19 protein-coding genes and 1 rRNA gene are annotated in these 24908 nt (G+C 67.6%); 5 read left to right on the plus strand and 15 right to left on the minus strand.

Going from position 1 to position 24908, the window contains the following annotated elements; all coding sequences use genetic code 11:
- Positions 1-287: 287 nt before the first annotated feature.
- The 3 genes from OG474_RS04495 to OG474_RS04505 all read right to left on the minus strand — a co-directional run bounded on the left by OG474_RS04495 (position 288) and on the right by OG474_RS04505 (position 4781).
- A 16S ribosomal RNA gene (locus OG474_RS04495) occupies positions 288-1805 on the minus strand.
- A 548-nt stretch (positions 1806-2353) separates the two neighbouring features.
- Complete coding sequence (tyrS, locus tag OG474_RS04500) at positions 2354-3685, minus strand: tyrosine--tRNA ligase (protein ID WP_405060904.1); 1332 nt, start codon at positions 3683-3685, stop codon at positions 2354-2356.
- Between the two features lie 58 nt (positions 3686-3743).
- The gene (locus tag OG474_RS04505; protein ID WP_405060905.1) at positions 3744-4781 is read right to left on the minus strand and encodes an App1 family protein; all 1038 of its coding nucleotides are present in this window, start codon (positions 4779-4781) and stop codon (positions 3744-3746) included.
- Between the two features lie 99 nt (positions 4782-4880).
- Between OG474_RS04505 and OG474_RS04510 the strand changes: the two genes are divergently transcribed.
- Entirely contained in the window at positions 4881-5840 is a 960-nt protein-coding gene (locus OG474_RS04510) for an LLM class flavin-dependent oxidoreductase (protein ID WP_405060906.1), read from the plus strand.
- Here OG474_RS04510 and OG474_RS04515 read toward each other — a convergent pair.
- The 10 genes from OG474_RS04515 to argC all read right to left on the minus strand — a co-directional run bounded on the left by OG474_RS04515 (position 5837) and on the right by argC (position 14992).
- A complete protein-coding gene (locus tag OG474_RS04515; RefSeq protein ID WP_405060908.1) occupies positions 5837-6442 on the minus strand; it encodes a DNA-3-methyladenine glycosylase in 606 nt (201 codons plus the stop codon). The two genes, OG474_RS04510 and OG474_RS04515, sit on opposite strands and share 4 nt — an antisense overlap.
- A 23-nt stretch (positions 6443-6465) precedes the next feature.
- Positions 6466-7881 carry an argininosuccinate lyase gene (gene argH, locus OG474_RS04520; RefSeq protein WP_405060909.1) on the minus strand — a complete coding sequence of 472 codons (1416 nt, stop codon included), beginning with the start codon at positions 7879-7881 and terminating at the stop codon, positions 6466-6468.
- 16 nt (positions 7882-7897) lie between these two features.
- Positions 7898-8608, minus strand: coding sequence for a hypothetical protein (locus OG474_RS04525; protein WP_405060910.1), 711 nt, complete (start codon positions 8606-8608; stop codon positions 7898-7900).
- Positions 8605-9144, minus strand: a complete 540-nt coding sequence (locus OG474_RS04530) for an RNA polymerase sigma factor (protein ID WP_405060911.1) — start codon at positions 9142-9144, stop codon at positions 8605-8607. Before OG474_RS04530 ends, OG474_RS04525 begins: the two co-directional genes overlap by 4 nt.
- Before the next feature lie 69 nt (positions 9145-9213).
- Positions 9214-9753, minus strand: coding sequence for an arginine repressor (locus OG474_RS04535; RefSeq protein WP_405060912.1), 540 nt, complete (start codon positions 9751-9753; stop codon positions 9214-9216).
- Positions 9750-10685 (minus strand): ornithine carbamoyltransferase, encoded by a 936-nt coding sequence (gene argF / locus OG474_RS04540; RefSeq protein WP_405060913.1) that lies wholly within the window; start codon positions 10683-10685, stop codon positions 9750-9752. Before argF ends, OG474_RS04535 begins: the two co-directional genes overlap by 4 nt.
- Entirely contained in the window at positions 10682-11884 is a 1203-nt protein-coding gene (locus OG474_RS04545) for an acetylornithine transaminase (RefSeq protein WP_405060914.1), read from the minus strand. The genes argF and OG474_RS04545 overlap by 4 nt, the downstream gene beginning before the upstream one ends.
- Entirely contained in the window at positions 11881-12762 is an 882-nt protein-coding gene (gene argB / locus OG474_RS04550; protein ID WP_405060915.1) for an acetylglutamate kinase, read from the minus strand. Before argB ends, OG474_RS04545 begins: the two co-directional genes overlap by 4 nt.
- On the minus strand, positions 12759-13961 hold the full coding sequence (gene argJ, locus OG474_RS04555; protein ID WP_405060916.1) for a bifunctional glutamate N-acetyltransferase/amino-acid acetyltransferase ArgJ: 1203 nt from the start codon (positions 13959-13961) through the stop codon (positions 12759-12761). Before argJ ends, argB begins: the two co-directional genes overlap by 4 nt.
- Entirely contained in the window at positions 13958-14992 is a 1035-nt protein-coding gene (gene argC / locus OG474_RS04560) for an N-acetyl-gamma-glutamyl-phosphate reductase (protein WP_405060917.1), read from the minus strand. The genes argJ and argC overlap by 4 nt, the downstream gene beginning before the upstream one ends.
- A gap of 105 nt (positions 14993-15097) precedes the next feature.
- On the opposite strand from argC, the gene OG474_RS04565 reads away from it, so the two are divergent.
- The 4 genes from OG474_RS04565 (at position 15098) to OG474_RS04580 (ending at position 17178) form a co-directional block, all read left to right on the plus strand.
- Positions 15098-15391, plus strand: a complete 294-nt coding sequence (locus OG474_RS04565; protein ID WP_405060918.1) for a hypothetical protein — start codon at positions 15098-15100, stop codon at positions 15389-15391.
- Positions 15391-15669: a hypothetical protein gene (locus OG474_RS04570; protein ID WP_405060919.1), complete on the plus strand. Its 279-nt coding sequence runs from the start codon at positions 15391-15393 to the stop codon at positions 15667-15669. Before OG474_RS04565 ends, OG474_RS04570 begins: the two co-directional genes overlap by 1 nt.
- 71 nt (positions 15670-15740) lie before the next feature.
- The gene (locus OG474_RS04575) at positions 15741-16631 is read left to right on the plus strand and encodes an RNA polymerase sigma-70 factor (RefSeq protein ID WP_405060920.1); all 891 of its coding nucleotides are present in this window, start codon (positions 15741-15743) and stop codon (positions 16629-16631) included.
- A gap of 28 nt (positions 16632-16659) precedes the next feature.
- The gene (locus tag OG474_RS04580) at positions 16660-17178 is read left to right on the plus strand and encodes a GNAT family N-acetyltransferase (RefSeq protein ID WP_405060921.1); all 519 of its coding nucleotides are present in this window, start codon (positions 16660-16662) and stop codon (positions 17176-17178) included.
- A 684-nt stretch (positions 17179-17862) separates the two neighbouring features.
- On the opposite strand, the gene OG474_RS04585 is transcribed toward OG474_RS04580, so the two are convergent.
- Both OG474_RS04585 and OG474_RS04590 read right to left on the minus strand, forming a co-directional pair.
- On the minus strand, positions 17863-23646 hold the full coding sequence (locus OG474_RS04585; RefSeq protein ID WP_405060922.1) for an Ig-like domain-containing protein: 5784 nt from the start codon (positions 23644-23646) through the stop codon (positions 17863-17865).
- Between the two features lie 169 nt (positions 23647-23815).
- Positions 23816-24859 carry a LuxR family transcriptional regulator gene (locus tag OG474_RS04590; protein ID WP_405060923.1) on the minus strand — a complete coding sequence of 348 codons (1044 nt, stop codon included), beginning with the start codon at positions 24857-24859 and terminating at the stop codon, positions 23816-23818.
- Between the last annotated feature and the right edge of the window lie 49 nt (positions 24860-24908).

Raw genomic sequence — 24908 nt, forward strand, 5'->3', positions numbered from 1 at the left:
AAGTGACCCAGAAGAAAAAGTCCCAACCACCAGAGAATCACTCCCCTGGCAGTCAGGCCCGATTCCTCAGGACCCAACAGCGCGCCTCGATGATCCACTCGACGTCGTTCGTGTTCCACGCTCACACCCACAAGTGGATGCTCGCAGTACTAACTCACTCGGTTCTGCTTGCTCATCTAATGGTCAATGTTCCACATTCCGAAGCACCGTCGCCCTGGAACGGATGTCCAGGAAACGACGAGTAGACAGGCACCGCCTCGAGGGCTCGATCGCCGAATGCTCCTTAGAAAGGAGGTGATCCAGCCGCACCTTCCGGTACGGCTACCTTGTTACGACTTCGTCCTAATCGCCAGCCCCACCTTCGACGGCTCCCTCCACAAGGGTTAGGCCACCGGCTTCGGGTGTTGCCGACTTTCATGACGTGACGGGCGGTGTGTACAAGGCCCGGGAACGTATTCACCGCAGCGTTGCTGATCTGCGATTACTAGCGACTCCGACTTCATGGGGTCGAGTTGCAGACCCCAATCCGAACTGAGACCGGCTTTTTGGGATTCGCTCCACCTTGCGGTATCGCAGCCCTTTGTACCGGCCATTGTAGCATGCGTGAAGCCCTGGACATAAGGGGCATGATGACTTGACGTCATCCCCACCTTCCTCCGAGTTGACCCCGGCAGTCTCCTATGAGTCCCCACCATAACGTGCTGGCAACATAGGACGAGGGTTGCGCTCGTTGCGGGACTTAACCCAACATCTCACGACACGAGCTGACGACAGCCATGCACCACCTGTATAGGACCCTTACGGACCCCCCATCTCTGGAGGATTTCCCTATATGTCAAACCCAGGTAAGGTTCTTCGCGTTGCATCGAATTAATCCGCATGCTCCGCCGCTTGTGCGGGCCCCCGTCAATTCCTTTGAGTTTTAGCCTTGCGGCCGTACTCCCCAGGCGGGGCGCTTAATGCGTTAGCTGCGGCACGGAGGACGTGGAATGTCCCCCACACCTAGCGCCCAACGTTTACGGCGTGGACTACCAGGGTATCTAATCCTGTTCGCTACCCACGCTTTCGCTCCTCAGCGTCAGGTAAGGCCCAGAGAGCCGCCTTCGCCACCGGTGTTCTTCCTGATATCTGCGCATTCCACCGCTACACCAGGAGTTCCGCTCTCCCCTGCCTACCTCTAGTCTGCCCGTATCGGAAGCAGGCTCGGAGTTAAGCTCCGAGTTTTCACTCCCGACGTGACGAACCGCCTACGAGCCCTTTACGCCCAATAATTCCGGACAACGCTCGGACCCTACGTATTACCGCGGCTGCTGGCACGTAGTTGGCCGGTCCTTCTTCTGCAGGTACCGTCACTTTCGCTTCGTCCCTGCTGAAAGAGGTTTACAACCCGAAGGCCGTCATCCCTCACGCGGCGTTGCTGCGTCAGACTTTCGTCCATTGCGCAATATTCCCCACTGCTGCCTCCCGTAGGAGTCTGGGCCGTGTCTCAGTCCCAGTGTGGCCGGTCGCCCTCTCAGGCCGGCTACCCGTCGACGCCTTGGTAGGCCATTACCCCACCAACAAGCTGATAGGCCGCGAGCCCATCCCCAACCGCCGGAACTTTCAACCCTCCGCCATGAAGCAGAAGATGATATCCGGTATTAGACCCCGTTTCCGAGGCTTATCCCGAAGTTGAGGGTAGGTTGCTCACGTGTTACTCACCCGTTCGCCGCTCGTGTACCCCCGAAGGGGCCTTACCGCTCGACTTGCATGTGTTAAGCACGCCGCCAGCGTTCGTCCTGAGCCAGGATCAAACTCTCCGTTGAAAAATATAGACAAACCGCAAACCCGAAGGCTCCCGGACAGTCAACAACTTCGAACTGACCCTTTGAACATCAGAGACAATCAAACTGACTGAATCCATAAATTACATTCAAAGGAATCCGAACACAGACAAAACAAAACCCCCACCCACATCCGAATAGACCGGGTGAAAGAATCGCCGATGCCCATGCACGGGGTTAATGCTAAATCTCGGCATTGACTTTCGGCACGCTGTTGAGTTCTCAAGAATCGGACGCACACCGCAGCTGAACTTTGCAGTCCAGGCTTCCGGGGCAACCTGCAGTACTTTACCCGAGTGGAGCGACCAAGTCAAGACTTGATTTTTCCGACTCTAGGCCCCGCGTGGAGGCTGCTGACCCGAGTCCGTAGACGCGTTTCAGCTGCGCTAGCTTTGGGGGGTTAGGAGGTCCGGCCGCTTCCGCGTCCTGCACTCGCTCCCAACAAGAAGAACAATACTGATGTTCACCCGCCGGATGCAAATCGGTTTCCGGTGCCCTGAATCACAGGGCTGTAATTTGCCTCCGGCAACCTAGATGTGCGAGTGAAGCACGCCTGCGAACGACCGCTTCCCACGGCGCAGCACGAGGACGCCACCAGGCAGCAGATCGTCGGCGCCCGGCACGTACTCGGCGTCCTTCACCTTCTCGTTGTTCAGGTACCCACCGCCCTCGGCCACCGTGCGCCGCGCGGCCGACTTGCTGGCGACCAGACCGGACTTCACCAACAGATCGCCGTACGTCGGCATCGGTTCGCCGGCGCCCAGTTCGACGTGCGGTGCTTCGCGGAGCGCGGCTCGCAAGGTGTCGCCGTCCAACGCGGCAAGCTCCCCCTGGCCGAAGAGCGCCTTCGACGCCTCCTGCACAGCGCGGGTCTCCCCCTCACCGTGCACCAGCGTTGTGACGTCCTCTGCGAGCACTCGCTGCGCTTCCCTCGCATGCGGCCGCTCTGCAGTCGCCTGCTCGAGCTCCGCGATCTCCTCCGCCGTACGGAACGTGTAGTACCGCACCAGCTGCATCACGTCGCGGTCGTCGGTGTTGAACCAGAACTGGTAGAAGGCGTACGGCGAAGTCAGCTCACGGTCCAGCCACACCGACCCGGACTCCGTCTTCCCGAACTTGGTGCCGTCGGCCTTGGTCACCAGCGGGGTGGCCAGTGCGTGCGCCTTGCCTGCGTCGGAACGCCGGATCAACTCCACGCCGGCGGTGAGGTTCCCCCACTGGTCACTACCGCCGGTCTGCAATGTGCAGCCGTGCCGGCGGTACAGCTCCAGGTAGTCGAGCGACTGCAGCAGGACGTAGCTGAACTCGGTGTAGCTGATCCCCTGCTCCAGCCGCGCCTTCACGACCTCGCGGCCGAGCATGCGGTTCACCGGGAAGTGCTTGCCGACGTCACGGAGGAAGTCGAGGGTGTTGAGGTCTTTGGTCCAGTCGTAGTTGTTCACGATCCGGGCCGGGTTCGGCAGCGACTCGTCGAAGTCGATGAACTTCTCCACCTGGCTACGGACGCGCTCGACCCACTGGTGCACGAGGTCCTTCGGGTTCAGCACCCGCTCGGAGCTCTCCTTCGGGTCACCGATCAGTCCGGTGGCACCGCCGACCAGACCGATCGGGTTGTGACCGGCCAGCTGGAGCCGGCGCAGCGTCAGCAACTGCAGCAGGTTGCCCATGTGCAGGCTGGGCGCTGTGGGGTCGAAGCCGACATACGAGGTGATCGGACCCTCCGCCATGGAGCTGCGAAGCGCCTCCGGATCGGTGGAGTGCGCGATCAGGCCGCGGCTCTCCAGGTCATCCAGCACCTGGGTACGCAGCTGGATACCTTCCCCGCCCCGCCGCCCCGAACTTGCAGTCCCGCTGTCCGTCACTTGTTCTCCTCGAGTACGTCGGTACACACCCAGTGTCCTGTACGACGAGGAGCTGGGGCTAACTGGGCTCAGGCCGCGCGAGGATGTCGCGCAGCTGCGGCCGGAGCGCATGACCGTCCGGGCCCTGCACCGTTGCAGCCGTCGGCCGGTGCGGATCGTGGGCGCCTGGGTCCTGGTTCGGCACCGGCAGACCGTGGGACAGCACCTGCTCAGCAGGAGTCAGCTGGCGGATGCCGATGGCCCGCACGTGATCCGGGTGCGACTGCGCGAAGTCGCCGTACAGCTGGGGGTCGTGCTGTCCGTCGTCGCCGACCAGCACCCAGCGGACATTCGGGAACTCGCGAGCCAGCCGGCGCAGCGCTGTCCGCTTGTGTTCCTGACCGCTGCGGAACCAGCCAGTGTTGGTCGGTCCCCAGTCCGTCATCAGCAACGGTCCCACCGGGTAGCCGTGCCGGGCGAGGAAGCGGGTCAGGGTCGGTGCCGTGTTCCAGGCGCCGGTGGAGAGGTAGAAGATCGGCGCCCCCGGGTGGTCGGCCAGAAGCTCCTGGTACATCTCCGCCATCCCCGGAACGACGCGACGCGCCTGCTCCTCACGGACGAACGTGTTCCAGGCCGCGATCATCGGACGCGGCAGCATCGTCAGGATGACGGTGTCGTCGATATCGCTCAGCAGGCCGAACTTCGCGTCCGGATCCGGGACGAAGATGCTCGCTCTGGCCTGCCGCTCGCCGTGCACGCCCAGATTGATCTCGTGCCATCCCGGCGGCAGCACCACCGGCACGGTGAGGTCGACGAAGCCACCCCGGTCGGTGATGGCTTCGAACGTCTGCCCGTTGACCGTCACGCTGACTGCGACCTTGACTGCCGGCGCGGTGACGAACACCCGCCAGCCACGCACCACGTGGTCCTCGTCGAACCGCGGCTGGCTGCGCGGGTCCCGGCCCAGTACGACGCGGGCCAGCACCCGAACGAACTCCGTGGTGCCGTAGCCGACCTGCGGGATGATCCGCTCGCGCCACCCCCGGCGCCGCAGAATCGCCTGCACCCCGATGTTGAACCAGTCCTCGAGTCGGGACGCATAGTGCGGACGGGCCATAACCGAAACCTACCCGCAGCCAGGGCCGCTACGCGCACCCGAGCTGACGCCTGGACAGACCTTTACCGAACTGTCGGTGCCGACCTCTACCGTCGTGGCATGACTCAGACCCCTGCTGCTGTCGGGATGTGCTTCCCGCGGACCTTCCCCGCCGCCCTGGTGACCGACGTCGCCCGCAGGCTCGAGGCCGGTGGTGCCGACGACCTGTGGATCATCGAGGACTGCTTCTACACCTCCGGCCCGTCGCTGGTCGCCGCCGCGCTGGCGTCGACCGAGCGCCTGACGGTCGGGCTCGGCATCGTGCCCGCAGTGGCTCGTACGGCGGCGGTGACGGCGATGGAGTTCGCGACACTGGATGCGTTGGCGCCGGGACGGTTCCTGCCGGGCATCGGGCACGGTGTGCAGGAGTGGATGGGGCAGATGGGCGTGCGGCCGAAGTCGCCGCTCACTGCGCTCGACGAGGTGACAACTGCGGTCACTCGGTTGCTGGCCGGGGAGAGCGTCACGTTCGACGGCCAGACCGTGCAACTGCAGGACGTGAAGCTCGAAGCACCGCCGGCGACCGCACCGCCCATCCTGCTCGGCGTGCAGGGTCCGAAGTCGATGGCGCTCGCCGGGCGGGTGGCCGGCGGGCTGGTGCTCGCCGAGCCCGCGACCGCGCCGTACGTGCGTCAATCGCTGGCGCAGGCCGGATCACCCGACGGGTTCGTGATCGCCGCGTTCGCTGCGATGTGCATCCGCGAGGACCGGAAGGCGGCGTACGAGTGGACTGCACCCTGGCTGGGGTGGCAGCTCGACGGCAAGAACAAGGGGCTGACCGCGCTGCCGTTCTACGACGACCTGCAGAAGCTGTACGCCGAGTCCGGTGTGGCCGGCCTGGTCGGGATGCCGAACGAGTGGTGGACGGCGATCGGCGCGATCGGGACCGTTGAGGACGCGGCCGCGCACATTGAGACGCTCGAGGCCGCTGGGGTGCACCACATCGGGCTGTTCCCGGATCCGGAGGTTGAGCACGGGTTGCCGCAGCTGGAGTTCGTGCTGGAGCTGGCGAACCGCTAGGCGCGCCGCTTGGGGACGTGCGGGCGGTACGGCGAGACGGTCGGGTCGTCGGGGATCCAGAAGCGCCACGGCCAGTCGGGCGCTTCGCGGAGACCCACGCGCGGGCCGGTGGCGGCCGTGCCGTCAAACCCGGGTCCGTCGACCAGCCGGACCGGGGAGTCCTTCGCCAGCAGGTCCACTGCGTTCTGCTCCCGGTTGATGCCCAGAGCAACACACAACCGCGCCGGCCCCCGCGCGAGGTCGCGATCCTTGACCTCTCCTCGACGGGTGCGTGCCAGTTCCACTCCCTCGATGACCTCGCCTGCTCGGAGCAGGACAGCTGAAGGGGTGCCGGGTGGGCCGGTTACTACGTTCATGCAGAAGTGCATGCCGTAGGTGAAGTAGACGTAGAGGAAACCTGCTGGGCCGAACATCACCGCGTTGCGTGGGGTTTCGCCGCGGTAGGCGTGGGAGCCGGGGTCGTTGGGGCCGTCGTAGGCCTCGACCTCGGTGATGCGGACCGCGACGGTGCCTTCGGCTGTGGTGTGGCGGAAGACTGCGCCGAGCAGTTGCGGGGCCACGTCGAGGACGGGCCCCGCCAGCTGCTTGCGGCTGCCTCTCATGCGAAGCATGTGAAATCGCGGAGTTAAGCGAGGCGGGCGGTGTATTGGGCGGCGCGGGCGTGCAGTTCGGCCAGTTGGTGCGTGACCTGGTCGACCGACGTACCTCCGCGAGTGTTGCGGGAGGCGAGCGAGCCTTCGACGGTCAGCACCGTGCGGACATCCGGTGTGAGTGACGGGGAGATAGCCGCCAGGTCCTCGTCGGTGAGGTCCCACAGCTCGATACCGCGCTTCTCGCACTCCTGGACACACGCACCTGCGACCTCATGCGCGACCCGGAACGGGACCTGCTGCCGGACCAGCCACTCGGCGATGTCGGTCGCGAGCGAGAAGCCCTGCGGGGCCAGCTCCTCCAAGCGCTCGGTGTTGAAGCGCAGCGTCCGGATCATCCCGGTGAACGCGGGCAGCAGCACCTCGAGGGTGTCGATGGAGTCGAAGACCGGCTCCTTGTCCTCCTGCAGGTCGCGGTTGTAGGCCAGCGGCTGCGCCTTCAGCGTCGCGAGCAGACCGCTCAGGTTGCCGATCAGGCGACCGGCCTTACCGCGGGCGAGCTCGGCGATATCCGGGTTCTTCTTCTGCGGCATGATGCTCGACCCGGTCGAGAACGCGTCGTCCAGCTCGACGAAACCGAACTCCTTCGTCGCCCAGATGATCACCTCCTCGGCCTGCCGGGACAGGTCGATCCCGATCTGGGCCGTGACGAAGGCGAACTCCGCGACGAAGTCCCGGGACGCCGTACCGTCGATCGAGTTCGCCGAGGAGTTGGTGAAGCCGAGCTCGGTCGCGACGTACTGCGGGTCCAGCCCGAGCGAGCTGCCGGCCAGGGCACCCGACCCGTACGGCGAGTCGGCGGCGACGCGGGCGTCCCAGTCTGCGAGCCGATCCAGGTCGCGGACCAGCGGCCAGGCGTGCGCGAGCAGATGGTGCGAGAGCAGGACCGGCTGGGCGTGCTGCAGATGCGTCCGACCGGGCATCGCCACACCGAGGTGCTTCTCGGCCTGGTCGGCCAGCGTGTGCACCTGGTCCAGGACCAGGCGGGCGATGACGCGGCCGTGCTCACGCAGGTAGCTCTTGAACAGCGTCGCCACCTGGTCGTTGCGGGAACGCCCGGCACGCAGCCGACCGCCCAACTCAGCCCCGAGGCGATCCAGCAGGCCACGCTCCAGCGCGGTGTGCACGTCCTCGTCGTTCTCGGCCGGCAGGAACGCACCGCTGAGGACGTCGGCCAGCAGGCTGTCCAGCCCTGCGAGCATCGCGTCCAGATCCGGGTCGGTCAGCAGACCGGCTCGGTGCAGCACCTTGGCGTGGGCCTTGGAGCCGGCGATGTCGTACGGCGCCAGCCGCCAGTCGAAATGGGTCGACTTGCTCAACGCCGCCAACGCATCGGCCGGCCCACCCGCGAACCGTCCGCCCCACAGGGCCGCACTCTCACCTGAACTCACCGAACCATCCTCTCAGTCATCTACTCAGGACCTTCCGCCAGGTAGCAGCGGTCGCCTCGTCGTACGTCCGGCTGAACCCGCAGCCCCAGGCGTGGGGTGGGATCAACGGCTCGGTCACTCCCGTGTCCGTCCGGCCGGAGATCAGCAGCCGATCGCCGATCTCGTAGCTCTCGTGCTCGCTCACCTGCACTTGGCCGCCCGGTCCCGCCCAGAGCAGTGCCTTCGTCTCCGTGCCGCCGGTGGACGGACGGAACCACTCGTGCACCGTGAAGGTGACCGTCCAGGTGCGCGGGTTCGGCTCTCGGTACGGGTTGGGGACGGCGGAGACGACGGTGCCGTCGAAGGCGATGTCCGCCTTGGCCAGCTGGGCCGGGCCATAGGCGTACGCGCAGGAATTGGCGGTGTTCTCCCCAGGGCCGAGAGGCTTCCCGGTGGTGGGAGCAGGCGTCGGCTGCGTGGCCGTGGGCGTGGTCGGCGCAGTGGTGGTCGGGCTAACGCCCGGGTTCGCCGTCGGAGTACCGGACTGCTGGAGTGCGACCACGCCGATCACGGCAGCCGTGGCGGTGGCAGCGAGGAACGGCACCAGGACGCGCTGGCGCACAGTGTTCCGGCGGCTGCTGCGGGCCGCGGCTTCCTCAACGCGCTGGGTGGCGTGGGCGAGCACCTCGGGTGAGGGCGGCGGGACCTTGCCCGCGGACTGCAGGGTGGTCCAGTTGTCGTCGTTCATCGGTCGGCCTCCTGTCGGGTGGTTTCGTCCACTACTTGGGGCGAACCGGAGAGGCGTTCGTCCATGCGTTGTCTGGCGCGGTGGAGGCGGGAGCGGGCGGTGCCGGCGGGGATGCCGAGGACCTGAGCGGCTTCGGTGGGGCTGAGGTTCTCCCAGGCCACCAGGAGGAGCAGGTCACGTTCGGCGCGCGGCAACGCGCGGAGGCCTTCGCGGAGTTGGGGTGCCAGGGCTGCTGCGTCGAGGCGGGCGTCTATCGCGGCTGTTTCGTCGACTGGGCGGTCGATACCGATGGCGCGCGCCATGGTGCTGCGGAGGCGGTGCTTGCGGTAGTAGCCGTGCAGCACGTGCCGAGCGACGCCGAACAGCCATGCCCGCGGCGCACCGAGATCCGGGTCGAATCCGGAGCGCCCGCCGTACGCGGCGACCCACACGTCACCCAGCAGGTCGTCAGCGACCCCGTCGGCCGTCCGGCGACTCAGGTAGGCATGGATATCCGGTCCATGCCGTTCCACCTGTGCCGCGAACCAGTCGTCCATCCCGTATCCCCCTCCGCCGGTCTACCGTCGCCTCGTACTTGGCGCGAACCGGCGGGAGCGTTCGCTGAGCTATCTGGATTCGCGGGCGGCCAGGGACAGGAGGCGGGCCGCCAGGGCGTCTCCTCCGGTCGGATTCCGGCTGACGAGCATCACGGTGTCGTCGCCGGCGATGGTGCCGAGAACGTCGTCCAGTCCCACGTGGTCGATCGCCGACGCGAGGTACTGAGCCGCTCCCGGCGGGGTTCGCAGGATGACCAGGTTGGCGCTGCCCTCGGCCGAGACCAGCAGCTCGGACGCGACCCGGGCCAGCCGGGCCTCGAACGCGGCCGCCTCACCGGCGCGCGGCGTGCGGTCGCCGCCCTCCCCCGGTACGGCGTACACCTGCTGGCCGGACGAATCCCGGACCTTGACCGCGCCGATCTCGACCAGGTCGCGGGACAGTGTCGCCTGGCCGACGACCAGCCCGGAGGCCGACAGCAGGTCGGCCAGCTCGGTCTGCGACCGCACCGGCTGCCGCCCGAGGAGGTCGACGATCCGCTGCTGCCGCGCGGTCTTGGTGGTCGGAACGCCACTACTGTGCTTGACGAGATGGTCGACCTGCTCGGTCATGCTTCGAAGCTCCTCGCCAGCAGCCACGACAGCAGCGCCTTCTGCGCGTGCAACCGGTTCTCTGCTTCGTCCCATACGACCGATTGTGGCCCGTCGAGGACCGCGGCCTCGATCTCTTTACCCCGGTACGCCGGGAGGCAGTGCAGCACGATCGCGTCGTCCTTGGCCTTCGCGACCAGCTGTTCGGTCACCGCGTACGGCACGAACGGGGCTTCCCGATCGGACGCTTCGGCCTCCTGCCCCATCGACACCCAGGTGTCGGTGGCGATCACGTCCGCAGCTTCGACTGCGGTCCACGGGTCGTCGGTCCACGCTGCCGAGCCACCTGTCTCGGCTGCGATCTCGACGGCCCGGGCCAGGATGGCCGGGTCGGGCTGGAAGTCCGTGGGTGAGGCGATCACCACGTGCATGCCGGCGGTCGCACCGCCGAGCAGATACGAGTGGGCCATGTTGTTGGCGCCGTCCCCGAAGTACACCAGCTTCAGCCCTGCTGTCTGCCCCTTGTGCTGCCGGACGGTGAGCAGGTCGGCCAGGATCTGGCAGGGGTGGAACTCGTCGGTCAGTGCGTTGACCACCGGCACCTGTGACGCTCCGGCCATCTCTTCGATGCGCGTCTGCCCAGCAGTCCGCCACACGATCGCTGCGACCTGGCGGTCCAGCACTCGCGCGGTGTCGGCGATCGGCTCGCCACGGCCCATCTGCGAGGACTGCGCGTCGATGATCAGCGAGGCGCCACCGAGCTCGGCGATCCCGACCGCGAACGAGATCCGCGTCCGGGTGGAGGCCTTGTCGAAGATCACCGCGACCGACTTCGGCCCGGCCAGCGGCTGGTGGCCGTAGCGGTCCGCGGTGAGCTGCTGCGCCAGCGTCAGGACCTCGTCCTGCTCGACCGGGCTGAGGTCGTCGTCCCGCAGAAAATGCCGGACCGTCATGGGATCACCACCTGGTCGAGGAGGCCGGGCAACGCGGCCACGAAGCTGTCGGCATCTGCCTTGCTGAGAATGTACGGCGGCGCGAGCCGCAGCGCGTCCGGGATCGGGTTGTTGATCACGAACCCGGCCTCCAGCGCGAGCGCCGCGACCTGGTCCGACACCGGCTGGGTCAGCTCGATCGCGAGCAGCAGCCCACGACCACGGACCCCCGCGATCAACGGGTGGTCGAGCGCGATCAGCGACGACGCGAGATGATTGCCGACGGCATTGACCTGCGCGAGCAGGCCGTCCCGCTCGATCACGGTCAGCACCGCGAGCCCGGCGATCGCCGCGACCGGGTTGCCGCCGAACGTCGTACCGTGGTTCCCCGGCTGCAGCAGATCCGCGGCCGCGCCGAGCCCGACACAGGCACCGATCGGGATCCCGGCGCCGAGCCCCTTGGCCAGCGTCACGATGTCCGGTGTGATGCCCTCGGTCTGGTACGCGAACCACGTCCCGGTCCGGCCGACGCCGGTCTGGATCTCGTCGAGCCACAGCAGCGCGCCGTGCGCGGAGGTGATCCGCCGCGCCGCCTGCAGATAACCGTCCGGCGGTACGACGACGCCGTTCTCGCCCTGGATCGGCTCGAGCACGACAGCCGCCGTCTCGTCGTCGACCGCGGCCGCGAGCGCCTCGGCGTCGCCGTACGGGACGAAGGTGACGTCACCCGGCAGCGGCGCGAAGGTCTCCCGGTACGCCGGCTTCCAGGTCACCGCGAGCGCGCCCATCGTCCGGCCGTGGAAGGCGCCGACCGTGGAGACGATCTTGGTCCGGCCGGTCCGCCGGGTGATCTTGAACGCGGCTTCGTTCGCCTCGGTGCCGGAGTTCGTGAAGAAGACCTTGCCCGGGGCCTCGAAGAGACCGAGCAGCTTCTCGGCCAGCGCGATCTGCGGCGCGGAGGCGAAGAAGTTCGAGACGTGGCCGAGGGTCGCCAGCTGCGAGGTGACGGCGGAGACCACGAACGGGTGCGCGTGGCCGAGGCAGTTCACCGCGAGACCACCGAGCAGGTCGAGATATTTGTTGCCGTCGGCATCCCACAGGTAGGCGCCCTCGCCCCGGATCAGCACCCGCTTCGGCGCACCGAAGGTGTTCATCAGCGCACCGGTGTAGCGCTCGGTCAGGGCAGCCTGGGTGCCATCGACGGTCAGCAACTCTGTCATGAGGGAATCACCTGGGTTCCACTTCCGGCGTCGGTGAAGATCTCGAGCAGTAGCGAGTGTGGGACGCGCCCGTCGATCACGGTGGCCCGGGAGACCCCGTCCTGGACCGCGCGCAGACAGGCCTCCATCTTCGGGACCATGCCGGACGACAGCGACGGCAGCAGCTCGGCCAGCTCGGCGGTGTCGATCTGCGTGATGATCTCTTCGCTGTCCGGCCAGTTGCGGTAGAGGCCGGCCACATCGGTCAGTACGACGAGCTTCTCGGCCCCGAGGGCGGCAGCCAGCGCGGCGGCCGCGGTGTCGGCGTTCACGTTGTGGGCCTGGCCGTCCTCGTCCGGTGCGATGGTCGAGACGACCGGGATCCGGCCGGCGTCGATCAGGTCGATCACGGCCTCCGGGCGGACGTTGACGACATCGCCGACCAGGCCGATGTCGACCGACTCGCCGTCGATCATCGCGCCCCGCCGCTCGGCGGTGAACAGTCCGGCGTCCTCACCGGACATGCCGACCGCGAACGGGCCGTGGGCGTTCAGCAGCCCGACGAGCTCACGGCCGACCTTACCGACCAGGACCATGCCGACGACGTCCATGGCCTCGGGCGTGGTGACCCGCAGCCCGCCGCGGAACTCGCTGTCGATGCCGAGCCGGCCGAGCATCTCGCTGATCTGCGGCCCGCCGCCGTGGACGACGACGACCCGGACCCCGGCGTACCGGAGGAAGACGATGTCCTCGGCGAACGCCTGTTTGAGCTTGTCGTCGACCATCGCGTTCCCGCCGTACTTCACCACCAGCGTCTTACCGTGGAACTCCTTCAGCCACGGCAACGCTTCGGTCAGTACGGCGGCCTTCTCGACCGCGGCTGCATGAGTCGTCGTCATGAGGAGTAGGCCGAGTTCTCTTCGACGTACGCGTGCGAGAGGTCGGTGGTGAGGACGGTCGCGGACGCGGGGCCTGCGTGCAGGTCGATCACGACGTCGATCTCGAGGCCGCTGATGTCGGCCTCGGAGCGGTCGACGCCCTTGCCGCCGGCGATGCAGATCGCGGCGCCGTTCAGCGTGATGTCGAGCAGCGCCGGGTCGAACGCGGTGGGTGCGTTGCCGACGGCCATCGCGATCCGGCCCCAGTTCGGGTCGGAGGCGAAGAAGGCGGTCTTGCAGAGGTTGTCCTCGGCCACGATCTTCGCGGCGGCCAGCGCCTCGGCCTCGGTCGCCGCGTTCTGCACGGTGATGCTGACGTGCTTCGTGACGCCCTCGGCATCCGCCTGCAGCTGCTTCACCAGGTCTGCCGCCAGGGCGGTCAACGCGGCCTCGAACTCATCCGGGCTGACCGTCACCCCGGAGGCGCCCGAACTCAACAGCAGCACGGTGTCGTTGGTCGACGTACCGCCGTCGACGTCGAGGCGGTTGAAGGTCTTGCCGACCGCGTTTCGCAGGGCGTGGTCGAGGTGCGGCTGATCCAGTACGGCGTCGGTCGTGATCACGCTGAGCATGGTGGCCATGTTGGGCGCGCACATCCCGGCGCCCTTGGCGAACCCGCCGATGCTCCAGCCGCCCGGGTGCGTCAGCGCGGCCTGCTTCGGCACGTTGTCGGTGGTCATGACGGCCGTGGCAGCGTCGAGGCCGGCATCCGGGCCATGGGCCAGCGCAGCCACTGCCTGATCGATGCCGGAGAGCACCTTCTCCATCGGAAGCCGCTCACCGATCAGACCGGTCGAGCAGACGCCGATCTCGGCCGCACCGACGCTCAGAACCTCAGCCAGCTTCTCTGCGGTCTTGTGCGTGTCCTGGAAACCTTCCGGGCCAGTGCAGGCGTTCGCACCGCCGGAGTTGAGCACTACTGCTTTGAGCTTGCCGGCGCTGAGCACCTGCTGCGACCACAGCACCGGTGCGGCCTTCACCTTGTTGGTGGTGAAGACGCCGGCGGCGACGTCGTGTGGGCCGTCGTTGACGACGAGGGTCAGGTCGGGTTTGCCTGCTGGTTTGATCCCGGCGATCACCCCGGCCGCGCGGAAGCCGGCCGGCGCGGTCACTCCGGCGCTCCGATCGACTTGGGTGGCGGGAGTGACTGCGAGGGTCACGGTGCTACTCCTACGAGGGGAAGGGCCACGGTCTCGTCGAGACCGAGAGCCAGATTCATGCACTGCACGGCTGCGCCGGCGGTGCCCTTGGTGAGGTTGTCCATCGCGGCCACCACGACGACGCGGCCGATGCGCTGGTCGATCGTGACCTGCAGCTGCACGGTGTTCGCACCGAGGGTGGCCTGGGTCTGCGGCCACTGTCCCTCGGGCAGGAGATGAATGAATGGTTCGTCGGCATACGCGTCCACGTACGCCTGCCGCAGCGTCGCCAGGTCGGCGCCTTCGGCCACCGGTGCGCTGCAGGTCGCGAGGATTCCACGCGACATCGGCACCAGGACGGGAGTGAAGGAAACACTCACCGGCCCCTCGGCGGCATACGGCGTGAGGTTCTGCTCGATCTCGGGGGTGTGCCGGTGCACGCCACCAACGCCGTACGCGGAGGCGGAGCCCATCACCTCGGCACCGAGCAGGTGCGCCTTCGGTGCCTTGCCGGCTCCGGACGTCCCGCTGACCGCGACCACGACGAGCTGCGTCGGGTCGACCAGGCCACGCTGAACGGCGGGCAGCAGCGCGAGGGTGGAGACAGTCGGGTAGCAACCCGGCACGGCGACCCGGTGCGAACCGCGGAGCTTGTCCCGCTGACCGGGCAGCTCCGGGAGCCCGTACGGCCACGAGCCTGCATGCTCACCGCCGTAGAACTCCACCCACGTCTCGGCCTCGGTCAGCCGGAAGTCCGCGCCGCAGTCGATCACGGTGACGTCCTCGCCGAGCTGCTCGGCGAGTCCGGCGGACTGTCCGTGCGGAAGGGCCAGGAACACCACGTCGTGACCGGCGAGTTGCTCCGCCGTGGTCTCGACCAGGATGCGCCCGGCCAGCGGCACGAGATGCGGGTGATGCGCTCCGAGCGCCGTCCCGGCGTTCCCGCCGGCGGTGAGTGCGCCGATCTCGACCCCAGGATGCGAACTCAGCAGCCGAAGCAGCTCGCCTCCCGCGTAACCACTGGCCCCGGCCACCGCCACCTTCGCGCTCATGTGAATGAGTATGCCATGAGGTGGAAAAATATCCAACCTCTACTCAGGCACTTCAGGTAGAAGCACTCACGCACCCAGGGTGCCACGGACCCGAGGCTGAGAGGCATGAAGATCGCCTATCTGACCTACTTCGGCTGGACTGTGCTCGGCGTCCTGGCGGTGATCGCGCTCGGGGTCGGCGAGCGGCCGGGAGCGAAGGGCGGCTCGTCGAATCCGATCATGTTCGCCGCGGTCGTCTTCGCCCCCAGCCTGATCCTGGGCTGGCTCGCCGGGCTCGGCCTGGTCGCCCTGTTCCAGTACGGCGGCGGTCCGCACCCCGTACTCACCGGCAGCCTCGCCTCGGGCGGAGCGCTGGTCGCGGCCGCCGCGCTGGTCGCCGTACAGGTGAGGTTCTCCTGATGAGCACCAGCTATCTCTGGTACCTCGGCTGGCTCGCCACTACCGCCGTGGGGGCGGTCGCGGTCGCAATGGCGGCGCCCCACCTCAGCGGGACGATGATCATCCTCGGAATCGGCCTCTCACCGGTGATCGGGTTGGCGTCGGTGATCGGGCTCGGCCTGGTGCGATTCGTCGAGCGCAGCTACGACCTGCGCCCGGCCGTCGCCGGGACCGTGGCGTATGTCGCTACCGCCGCAGCAGTCGCTGCCGTCATCGTGTGGGTCTTGAAGATCCAGTGACTCCGATGTCACAAGTGGCGGGGCTGCCGTGTCGGAGTGGTAGGACATAGGTGTGTCGAGAGGTGGGTGGCATGACGGACGAGCAGCTGGCGCGGGAGTTCGATGAGCATCGGGCCGTGCTGCTGGGGGCGGCGTACCGGGTGGTCGGGAGCGCCGGCGACGCGGAAGACGTCGTACAGGAGGCGTGGCTGCGGTGGGCCGGGGTGGCGCACGACGAGGTGCGGGACGTTCGGGCCTACCTGATCCGGATCACGACGCGGCTCGCACTGAACCGGTTGCGCCAGCAGAAGGCGCGGCGCGAGCAGTACGTCGGGCCATGGCTCCCCGAACCGATCGTGCGCTGCGAAGCGCCGGACGCCGACCCCGCGGCCGCGGTTGAGCTGGCGGACTCGGTCAGTATGGCGATGCTCGTCGTACTGGAGACGCTCTCACCGCTCGAACGCGCGACCTTCGTCCTGCGTGAGGTCTTCGACCTGCCGTACGACGAGATCGCCGAAACGCTCGGACGCTCCGAAGCTGCGGTCCGGCAGCTCGCGCACCGCGCCCGTGAGCACGTCCACGCCCGGCAGCCGCGGCACCGGGTCGACAAGGCCCGGCACACCGAGCTCACCATGCAGTTCATGGCCGCGGCGGGCTCAGGCGATTTCGCTCAGGTGGTTGCGCTGCTCGCACCGGACGCGGTGCTGATCAGCGACGGCGGCGGGAAGAAGTCCGCGGCGCTGAGGCCGATCCATGGTCCCGAGAAGATCGCGCGCTGGCTGTTCGGGGTGATGAGCTCCAACCCGGGCTTCGAGCTCCAGCCGGCTGCCCTGAACGGCGAGGTCGCGCTTGTCGTGTACTTCGGCGACGAGGCGGACACGGTCGCTTTCGTGCAGACCTCCGGGGAGCTGATCACCGAGCTCTACCTGATCCGGAACCCCGACAAGCTCACCACGGTTCCGGCGCGGCACGCCTTAGAGTAGGTGCAACTTAGTCGCACTTGGAGGTGTCGTGAAGTACGTCGTGGTGGAACCGGATGAAGCACTCGATCCGGCGTTGCGGGCCGACCTGCTGGACACATGGGTCGCGGCGACCGACGCAGGTGGCGCGGTCGGCTTCACGGCACCGGCTCCGGTGGAGCAGGTCGCGCAGACCCTCGACGAAGCACTCGGCCGGGTCGCGGCTGGGTCCGACCTGCTCGGTGTGCTGCACGACGGGGAGCGGTACGTCGGTATGGGTCTGCTGGTCAGCCGCGCCGGCACTCTGCACTCGCACTGGCGCACGGTCCTGCGCGTGATGGTTCACCCGAAACACCAGGGCAGTGGCGCCGGCCGCATCCTGATGGAAGGCCTCCGCGGGTCAGCCACCGATCTGGGGCTCGAGCAGCTCCAACTCACCATCCGCGACGGCCAGGGCCTGGAGACCTTCTACCACCCCCTCGGCTACCGCACCGTCGGCCGCCACCCCCGCGCCATCCGCGTCACCCCCACCGACTACCGAGACGAAGTAATGCTCGTCCGCGACCTGTAGTCCTGCATCTACTGCGCTACCCCGATACCGGTTGCCGCCGGCACGCACTGCCTCTGCTGTCTCGCCCACATCCCGAGGGTGCGCATACCCGGTGGAGGCTGTGAACAGGTAATTCCTTGTTCGAGCCCACCAGTTGTTGTTCACGCCCCCTGGATGTGGTCTGCCGCTGGGATCTGGGCGGTGGGGTACGGGGGTGGCTGGGCACTTTGTCTGGACAGGAACCCCGCCGTCCCGAAGGTGCTCGTCCTATCCGGCCGCTCGGATCCGGCCGGTGGGGTAGGCGGTGGCTGGTCGCCGCTGCGGCCGGTGTGACTGAAGCGGGTGGCTGGGGTGGTCTTTGGCTGGGCGGGGTGGTGCGGTCGGTGACCGCGGTTGCCCGTTGCTTGTGGCTGACGGGCTGTGCTTGCTCCCGACGACGAGGAGGCTTGACGGCTTCCCGTCGCGGTGGTGAAGGGCTGTGTTCCGGTGGTCTGCTGGCCTTGTGGCATTTGACCGGATATCCGGTCAAATGGGCCCTTCTCTGGTCGAATATTGAGGGGAGAACCAGCAAGTTGAGGGGAGGTCCCCTCGTTTCCAGACAGTAAGGGCGCCGCACCCACCCCTCGGGCCGCCTGCGTGCTGAAACTCGGCTTTGCGTGGATCTACTGCCCCCTGGCGACAGCAGATCCCCGCAGAGGTGCTGGGCTAGCGGCGGGGGCGGGTTAGGGCTAGGAGGGTGGCGCCTAGGAGGGTCAGGAGGGTGGCTAGGGCTGGGAGGAGGGGTGGCAGACCGCCGGTTTCGGGGAGGGGCGTGTAGGCGACGGGCCGCAGGGTGGGGGTAGCGGCGATGGTTACGCGGACAGGGGCGGTTACGGGTGGGGCTGTGCCGGTGGCGGGGAGTTCGTAGGTGAGTTCGGTGGTGCCGGTGAAGCCTTTGGCGGGGGTGAGGCGGATGGTGCCGTCGGAGGTGACGGTCCAGGTGCCTGCGGAGGTGGTTGCGCTGCGGCTGCAGGTGGCGGCGTCTACGCGGAGGCAGAGTGCCTGCGGGCTGGCGGCGGTGTCGTTGAGTGACGGGTTGACCGCGACTGTTCCGCCCGGGGTGCCGGTTGCGCTGTCTGCGGTGGCTTGGGCTGGGCGGGGTGGGTCCACGGTGACGTCGAGCAGGGCGCTTCCCGTCGTACCGTTCTCGTCGGTGACGCGGTAGGCGAGTGATCGGGTCGAGCCGATGAAGTCCTTGACCGGCGTGAACGTGATGAGTCCGTCCGCACCGACCGCGAAGACACCCTCGTCTGCCACGGTGACCGTCTTCTTGTCCTTGCCGTCGGCCGGATCACGCAGTACGACGCTCGCCGGGGTCAGCGGCGCCGACGCGTCACCGGGCTGGTCGTTGCTCAGTACGGCGATGCCGACCGCCGTACCGTAGGCCGTCCGCGCACTGTCGTCGCGAACCACCGGCAGCACCGGTGTCACCGTCACGCCCAGCGTCGCGCGCGCCCGGTTCTCGTTGCTGTCCTTCACCTCGTACGCGACCGGCCGCGTGCTCCCGGTGAACCGCGCCTCCGGGCTGAACGTGACCTTGCCGTCGGCAACGACGTACTCGCCCTGCCCGGCCACTGTGACCTGCTTGACCAGCGCAGCGTCCGGACCGACCAGCAGCAGGGTGTCCGGATCGAGTTTCGCGCCCGGCCCCGGTACGTCGTTCGCCAGCGGATCGATCACCACTGCCAGATGCTGCTTGGTGCGCGCGTGGTCCGGGTTCGCGACCGGACGGGCCTGGACCGAGATCGTCAGTGTCGCCGTACCGATCGTGCCGTTGCCATCTGTCACCTGGTAGCCGACCGCAACCGTCGTACCGACAAAGCCGGCGGCCGGTGCGAACCGAACCCCACCCTTCGGCTGCACGGTGAACAGCCCCTGCCCCTCGACCTCCAGCACCGGCAGCGCATCACCCGACGCCGGATCGATGAGCTGCACAGCACCCAGCGGCGCCGACGGATCACCCGGCTTGTCGTTCGCCAGCACCGGCACTGTCAGGACAGTGTCGTACGGCGTAGTCACCACATCGTCCTGAGCGACCGGAGTCACCGGTGTCACCGTCACGACCATCGTCGAGGTCGCGCGATTGCCACTGGAGTCCTTGACCCGGTAGGCGATCGACAGCACGCCACGGAATGCCGGTACGGGGTCCACTGCCACCCGACCGGTCTTCTCGTTAACCGTTACGACCCCCTGGCCGGGCAGCGTCGCGGTCCGGACCCAGGTCCGCGTCGACACGGAGTGCACCTCGACCGAGCTCTTCTCCAGCTCCGCACCGGTCCCGGGGCTGTCGTTGTCGAGCGGCTCCACCGTCAGAGTGACGTTCTGCTTGGTCGACGCCACATCAGCCACGGCCTCTGGTCCCTTGCCGACCGTCAGGACCAGCAGGCCCTCCGCTGTGGTCCCGTTGTCGTCAGCGACCCGGTACGTCGCCGGTGTCGTCACTCCCTGGAAGTCCTTGACCGGCGTGAACGTGATCGACCCGTCTGCGGTGACCGCGTACGTACCCTCACCGGCCTGAGTGAACGTCTTCCCGAACCCGTCCGCCGTCTTCAGCACCACCGAAGACGGCACCAGCGGCGCAGTCGGATCACCCGGCTTGTCATTGGCCAGTACGTCGACTGTGGTCGGCTGGTTGAACGGAGTGATCGCCGAGTCGTCCAGAGCGGTCGGCCAGATCGGGGTGACCGTCATAGTCAGCGTCGACGTACCGATGGTGCCGTTGGAGTCCGCAACGCGATAGGTGATCGGGGAAGCCGGACCGTGGAAGGTCGGCACCGGATCGAAGACGATCATCCCGGTCGGCTGCACGGTGTACGTGCCCTGCTTGGCGACCGTCACCGTCTTCGCGTAGTCGTTCAGACCCTCCGCGCGAGCCTCCGGCCCGAGCAGCTCGACCGTCGACGGGTCGAGCTTCGCATCGGTGCCCGGGCTGTCGTTGGACAGCACGTTCACGCTGACCGTGAGGTCCTGCAGAGTCGACGCGCGGTCCGCGACGGCGACCGGCGGGAAGCCGACCGTGATCGTCAGCTTGGCGGTCGTGAGCGTGCCGTTGTTGTCGCCGACCTGGTAGACCAGCGGCGTTCCCGGACCGCGGAACGTCGCGCCCGGATCGAAGCTGACCGCTCCCCCGGCAGCGGTGTAGACGCCCTCGTTCGGGATGCTGACCGTTGCCTTCAGCAACCCATCGGCCGGGTCGGTGAGCAGCAGCGACGTCGGCAGCAGCGGCGCGGTCGGATCGCCCGGCTTGTCGTTCGCCAGCACCCGCACTGTGACCGGCTTGTCGAACGGCGTCCGCCCGGTGTCGTCCACCGCCACCGGCGTGATCGGCGTGACCGAGACCGCGATCGTCGACCGCGTGACCTGGTCGAACCAGTCCATCACGCGGTAGGTCAGCGCAGTCGCCGTACCGGTGAAGCCCGGCAGCGGATCGACGGTGATCGTGCCATCCGGATTCACCTGGTAGGCAGCCTGGCCCGGAACCTTGACCAGCTTCTTCATCGACCCGTCCGCCGGATCGAGCACCGCGAGACTGAGCGGATCGAGCCCGGTGCCCCGACCCGCGGTGTCGTTCGCAAGCGGGTCCAGGTCGAACGAGACGTTCTGCTTGCCGGTCGCGGTGTCGGGCTTCGCAGTCGGTGCGGGTGGTTTCGCGACGGTCACGGTCAGCTTCGCGCTGGCCGTCGTACCGTTCACGTCCGCGACGCGATAGCTGAGCCCTGCCGTCACTCCGACGTACGTCGGCAGCGGGTCGACTGTGATCTCGCCGTCCGGGGTCACCGTGTACGTCGCCTCGCCGTCGACGACGACTGTGGTCTTCGGCTCATGTGTCTTCGGGTCAAGCACTCGGACACTGCTCGGCACCAGCGGGACTGCCGGGTCGCCGGCTGCGTCGTTCGACAGCACGCGGACCGTAGCGATCGTGTCGTACGGCGTCGCCGCGGTGTCGTCCGACGCATCGGGCTGCACCTTCGTCACGCGCATGCTCAGCTTCGCCTGCCCGATCGCACCGTTCGCATCGGCGACCTGATAGCTGACCGGCGTTGCCGCACCGCTGAAAGCTGGGACCGGCTCGAACAGCACCTTGCCGTCCGCCCGCGCGGTGTACTTGCCCTGACCAGGCACGACCAGCGTGGTCCCCGGCTCCGCACGGGTCGGCGGCACCAGCCGGAGCGTGTCCGGCCGCAGTACGGCGCCGGTCGGTCCGGGCTTGTCGTTGTCGAGAACCGCAGCCACCACGGAACTGCCTTGCAGGCTGGTGATCGTGTCTGGGTTCGCCACCGGCGGCCCTGGTGCGTCCACTGCGACAGTGAGTACGGCCCGCGCCGCAGTCCCGTTCTTGTCGAGCACCTGGTAGGTGAGCGCCGTACCGACACCTTGGAAACCGTGGACCGGCTGGAAGGCGATCTTGCCGCCGGCCACGAGGTACGTGCCCTGGTGTGCAATCGCAACGGTGTCGACGAGCGTGTTCTTGACCGGGTCGACCAGCTTCAGGGTGGCGGGGTCGAGTGGTGCATCCGGTGAGCCAGGCAGGTCGTTGTCCAGCACCGGTACGACGGCGTCGGTGTCGAAGGCGGTCGACGCGGAGTCCCCATTGGCCACTGGCTGTACGGCGGTCACGGTCACCGTGAGAGCGGACTCGGCTGTCTGAGCGGTCGTGTCGGTGACGCGGTACCCGATGGACGTTCCGACCCCGGTGAATTGCCGGACCGGTACGAAGTCGACCGCACCGGTCGGTTTCGCGGTGTACTGGCCCTCCCCCGGAACCACCACGGTCTTCTTGAACTTTGTGTCGGCCGGATCGCGCAGGACAACCGACCCCGGTACCAGCGTCACGCCGGGAGCCGGCTTGTCGTTGCTCAGCGGCCGGAACGCGACGCTGACGTTCTGCGGTGTCGTTGCAGTGTCGGGGTTCGCCACCGGAGCTGCCGGCAGCGCGACAGTGACCGTGAGCTTGGCGGTGGCGGTGATTCCGTTGCTGTCGGCCACCCGATAACTGACCGGCTTGCCGACCCCGAAGAAACCGGGCACCGGCTCCACAGCGACAGTGCCGTCCGACTTGGCGACGTACTTGGCCTGTCCGACCACACTGAGCAGTTCGCCGCACTTTTCGCCGTCGAGCAGGCAGAGCGTGTTCGGCTCGAGCGGTGCGGCAGGGTCACCGGGCTGGTCGTTGCTGAGCACCTTGACCGTCGCACCGGTGTTGAACGCAGTCGTGGCGAGGTCGTCGTGCAGAACCGGCGGGGGCGGCGGAGTGACCTGCAACTGGTAGTCCTCGACCTCACCTGCATCCGAGGCACCAGTCGGCTTCGCTGCGGCGTCGTCGTACCCGATGCGGACTCGCGCGTACGTCGCTCCGGCGGTCGGCTTGGTGAACTTGGGCCAGCTGAGCTTCACCGAGGTCTGCCCAGCAGCGAAGGCATCACACGCCTGCTCGTCGGGCTGGAACGCGCCATCGCGGTCCAGGTCGATCCATCCGCACACTCGGCCCGGCTTCGAAGCACCGGTGAGTTTGGCCTCGACGCCGTACGACGTGGTGTTGGTCCGGAGCGGCTGGAAGCTCACCCCGTCGTCAGCGGCATCGGGTGCGGTCGGACCGGTCGTCGCGTTGGCAACAGTGGTGTTGTCCTCGGTCGCGTCCTTGCCGAGCCGCACATCGCTCAGCACCGACCAGGCCGCGCCGTACGTCGCCGGTGCGTCACCGAAGTCCTCGCCGGCCGAGGCCAGCACGGAGAACGCGTCGCCGGAGGACGTGGTGTTGAAGGCGGGCAGCTTGGCGTGCTTGGTGAAGTACGTCGTGACGTTGAAGCGGACGGTGGTCACGACACCGTTCACTCGCACCGAACCGCAGGCCGCGGTCGCACCGGCGTCCGGACCGGTACCGGTCTTGTTGTTGATGCAGTTCGGGCCAGTGTCGTGGTTGGCGGCGGTGATGGTGTCGCTGGTGACCGCCAGGTTGTTGCCCTGTCCCGCTTTGCTCAGGCTGAGGCCCGGAGTGGTCAGTCGCAGCACGGAGTGCAGCTCGGACTGCGCAGATGGCTTCCCGTTGACGGTCTCGGTGACTGCACCGCCCAGTCCAGCCAGATGTAGCACCGGATTGCGCACGGGCCGACTGAACGCGACCGTCACCGTGCCGCGCTCGCCGCAGCTCCCGACGGACGCACACTCGCCAGTGTTGACGAGCAGGTCCTGCGCCGGAGTGGTCAGCGCGATCGGCGGACTGTACGTCGTCGGTCCGGTCCCCCGGACCCCTGCGGTCGTCTCGTCGAGCAGCTCGGTCGCACCGGTCACGGTGATCGTCTGCCCCAGCCCGGAGCCCGGCATGGTCGCAGTCGCCGATTCACCTTGGCTGAACGGCTCGACCGGCACCTGATAGGCGAATGTCTCCACGCCCGTCATCGACAGCACCACCGCCGTCAGCAGAACCAACGCCGCCGGTCGTGTCGCCCGCATGGTGCCGCCCTCCCGAGCAATCACGTCTCCGCATGCATCGGCACCGGGGCGGGCGGGCCTTGCGTAGACGTAACGGCCTACGCGAACTCCATGTTACGGGGCAATCACTGTCCGAGGTCGTAGATGGTGAACTTGCCGTCGCTGTGTCGCACGAACGAGGCTCCGGACACTAGACGCGGGCGTTGATGCGTCCGACGAGTTCCCGGCGGCTGCGGACGCCGACTTTGGTGAAGATCGATTTCAGGTGGCTCTGAACGGTGTGCGGCGAGACGAAGAGTTGAGCTGCGATCTCGGCGGTGCCGCAACCTCGAAGGAGCAGTTCGGTCAGTTCTCGCTCGCGCTTGGTCAAGCCGTATGCCGCGGAGATCAGCGGCGCGATCGAAGGCACCGAGGCCGCTTGGACGACGATCGCGACCCGCTGCTCCCAGAGTTCGCTGCGCGTCGCCGGCGCGGCATGGATCTCGATCCAGCGGTCCGATTCGCCCAGCACGCGAGCACTGGCTTCCTGGCCGGTGATGCGGACCCGTTCGGCGAGCGTCAGCAGCTCGTACGGCAGTTGGTCGCGATCCGGTAGACCCTCGAACCCGAACTCCCGCAGCCAGTCCCGGGTCGCCGGAGTGTACGACTCGACCTTCCGGTTGCCGTCGAGAACCAGTACACCGGGCCAGAGTTCGGCGCCCGGAGCGGTCGGGCGAGCATGGACGCCGGCTGCTCGGAAGGCCCGTCCGAGCAGCGGGGACAGGTGATGGGCGAAGTCCCGCTCCGCCGGGGTGAAATCACCCGAGCCGATGCGCAGCAAGGAGAAGCAACCCCACGACACCCCATCGACGACGAACGCGGCCCGCAGCTCGCCCTCGACGTTCCAGGGTTGCAGAAGCTCCCGATAGCGTCGGCTGCGGTGGACATCGCCGCCGGTCTGTTCGCTGAGGATGCCGCTGTGGCGCCTGCCCTGGGCGAGTTCGACAAAGGTGTTGTAGTCGTCCGGCAGGTAGGCCACCTCGGCGACCAATTGGTCCGGCCCGCCGAGGTTCTCGTCATAGCGACTCGTCTCGACCAACGACACCGGATCCATCGCATGCCAGCAACTGCCATCGCGCGGAAGGGCGCGGTCCAGGAGACGCGCGGTTTCGGAGAACAGGTCTGCCAACGGCAGCCTCGCCTCACCCAGCAGCGCCACCCGGTCGTACGCACGGACCCGCGTGGCATGGCTCATCTCTCGATGGTCACACGGGACCGGAACTCCCAGAACCCCCACAACGTGG

Origin of the sequence: Kribbella sp. NBC_01505, from assembly GCF_045040285.1 — a bacterium.
GTDB lineage: Bacteria > Actinomycetota > Actinomycetes > Propionibacteriales > Kribbellaceae > Kribbella.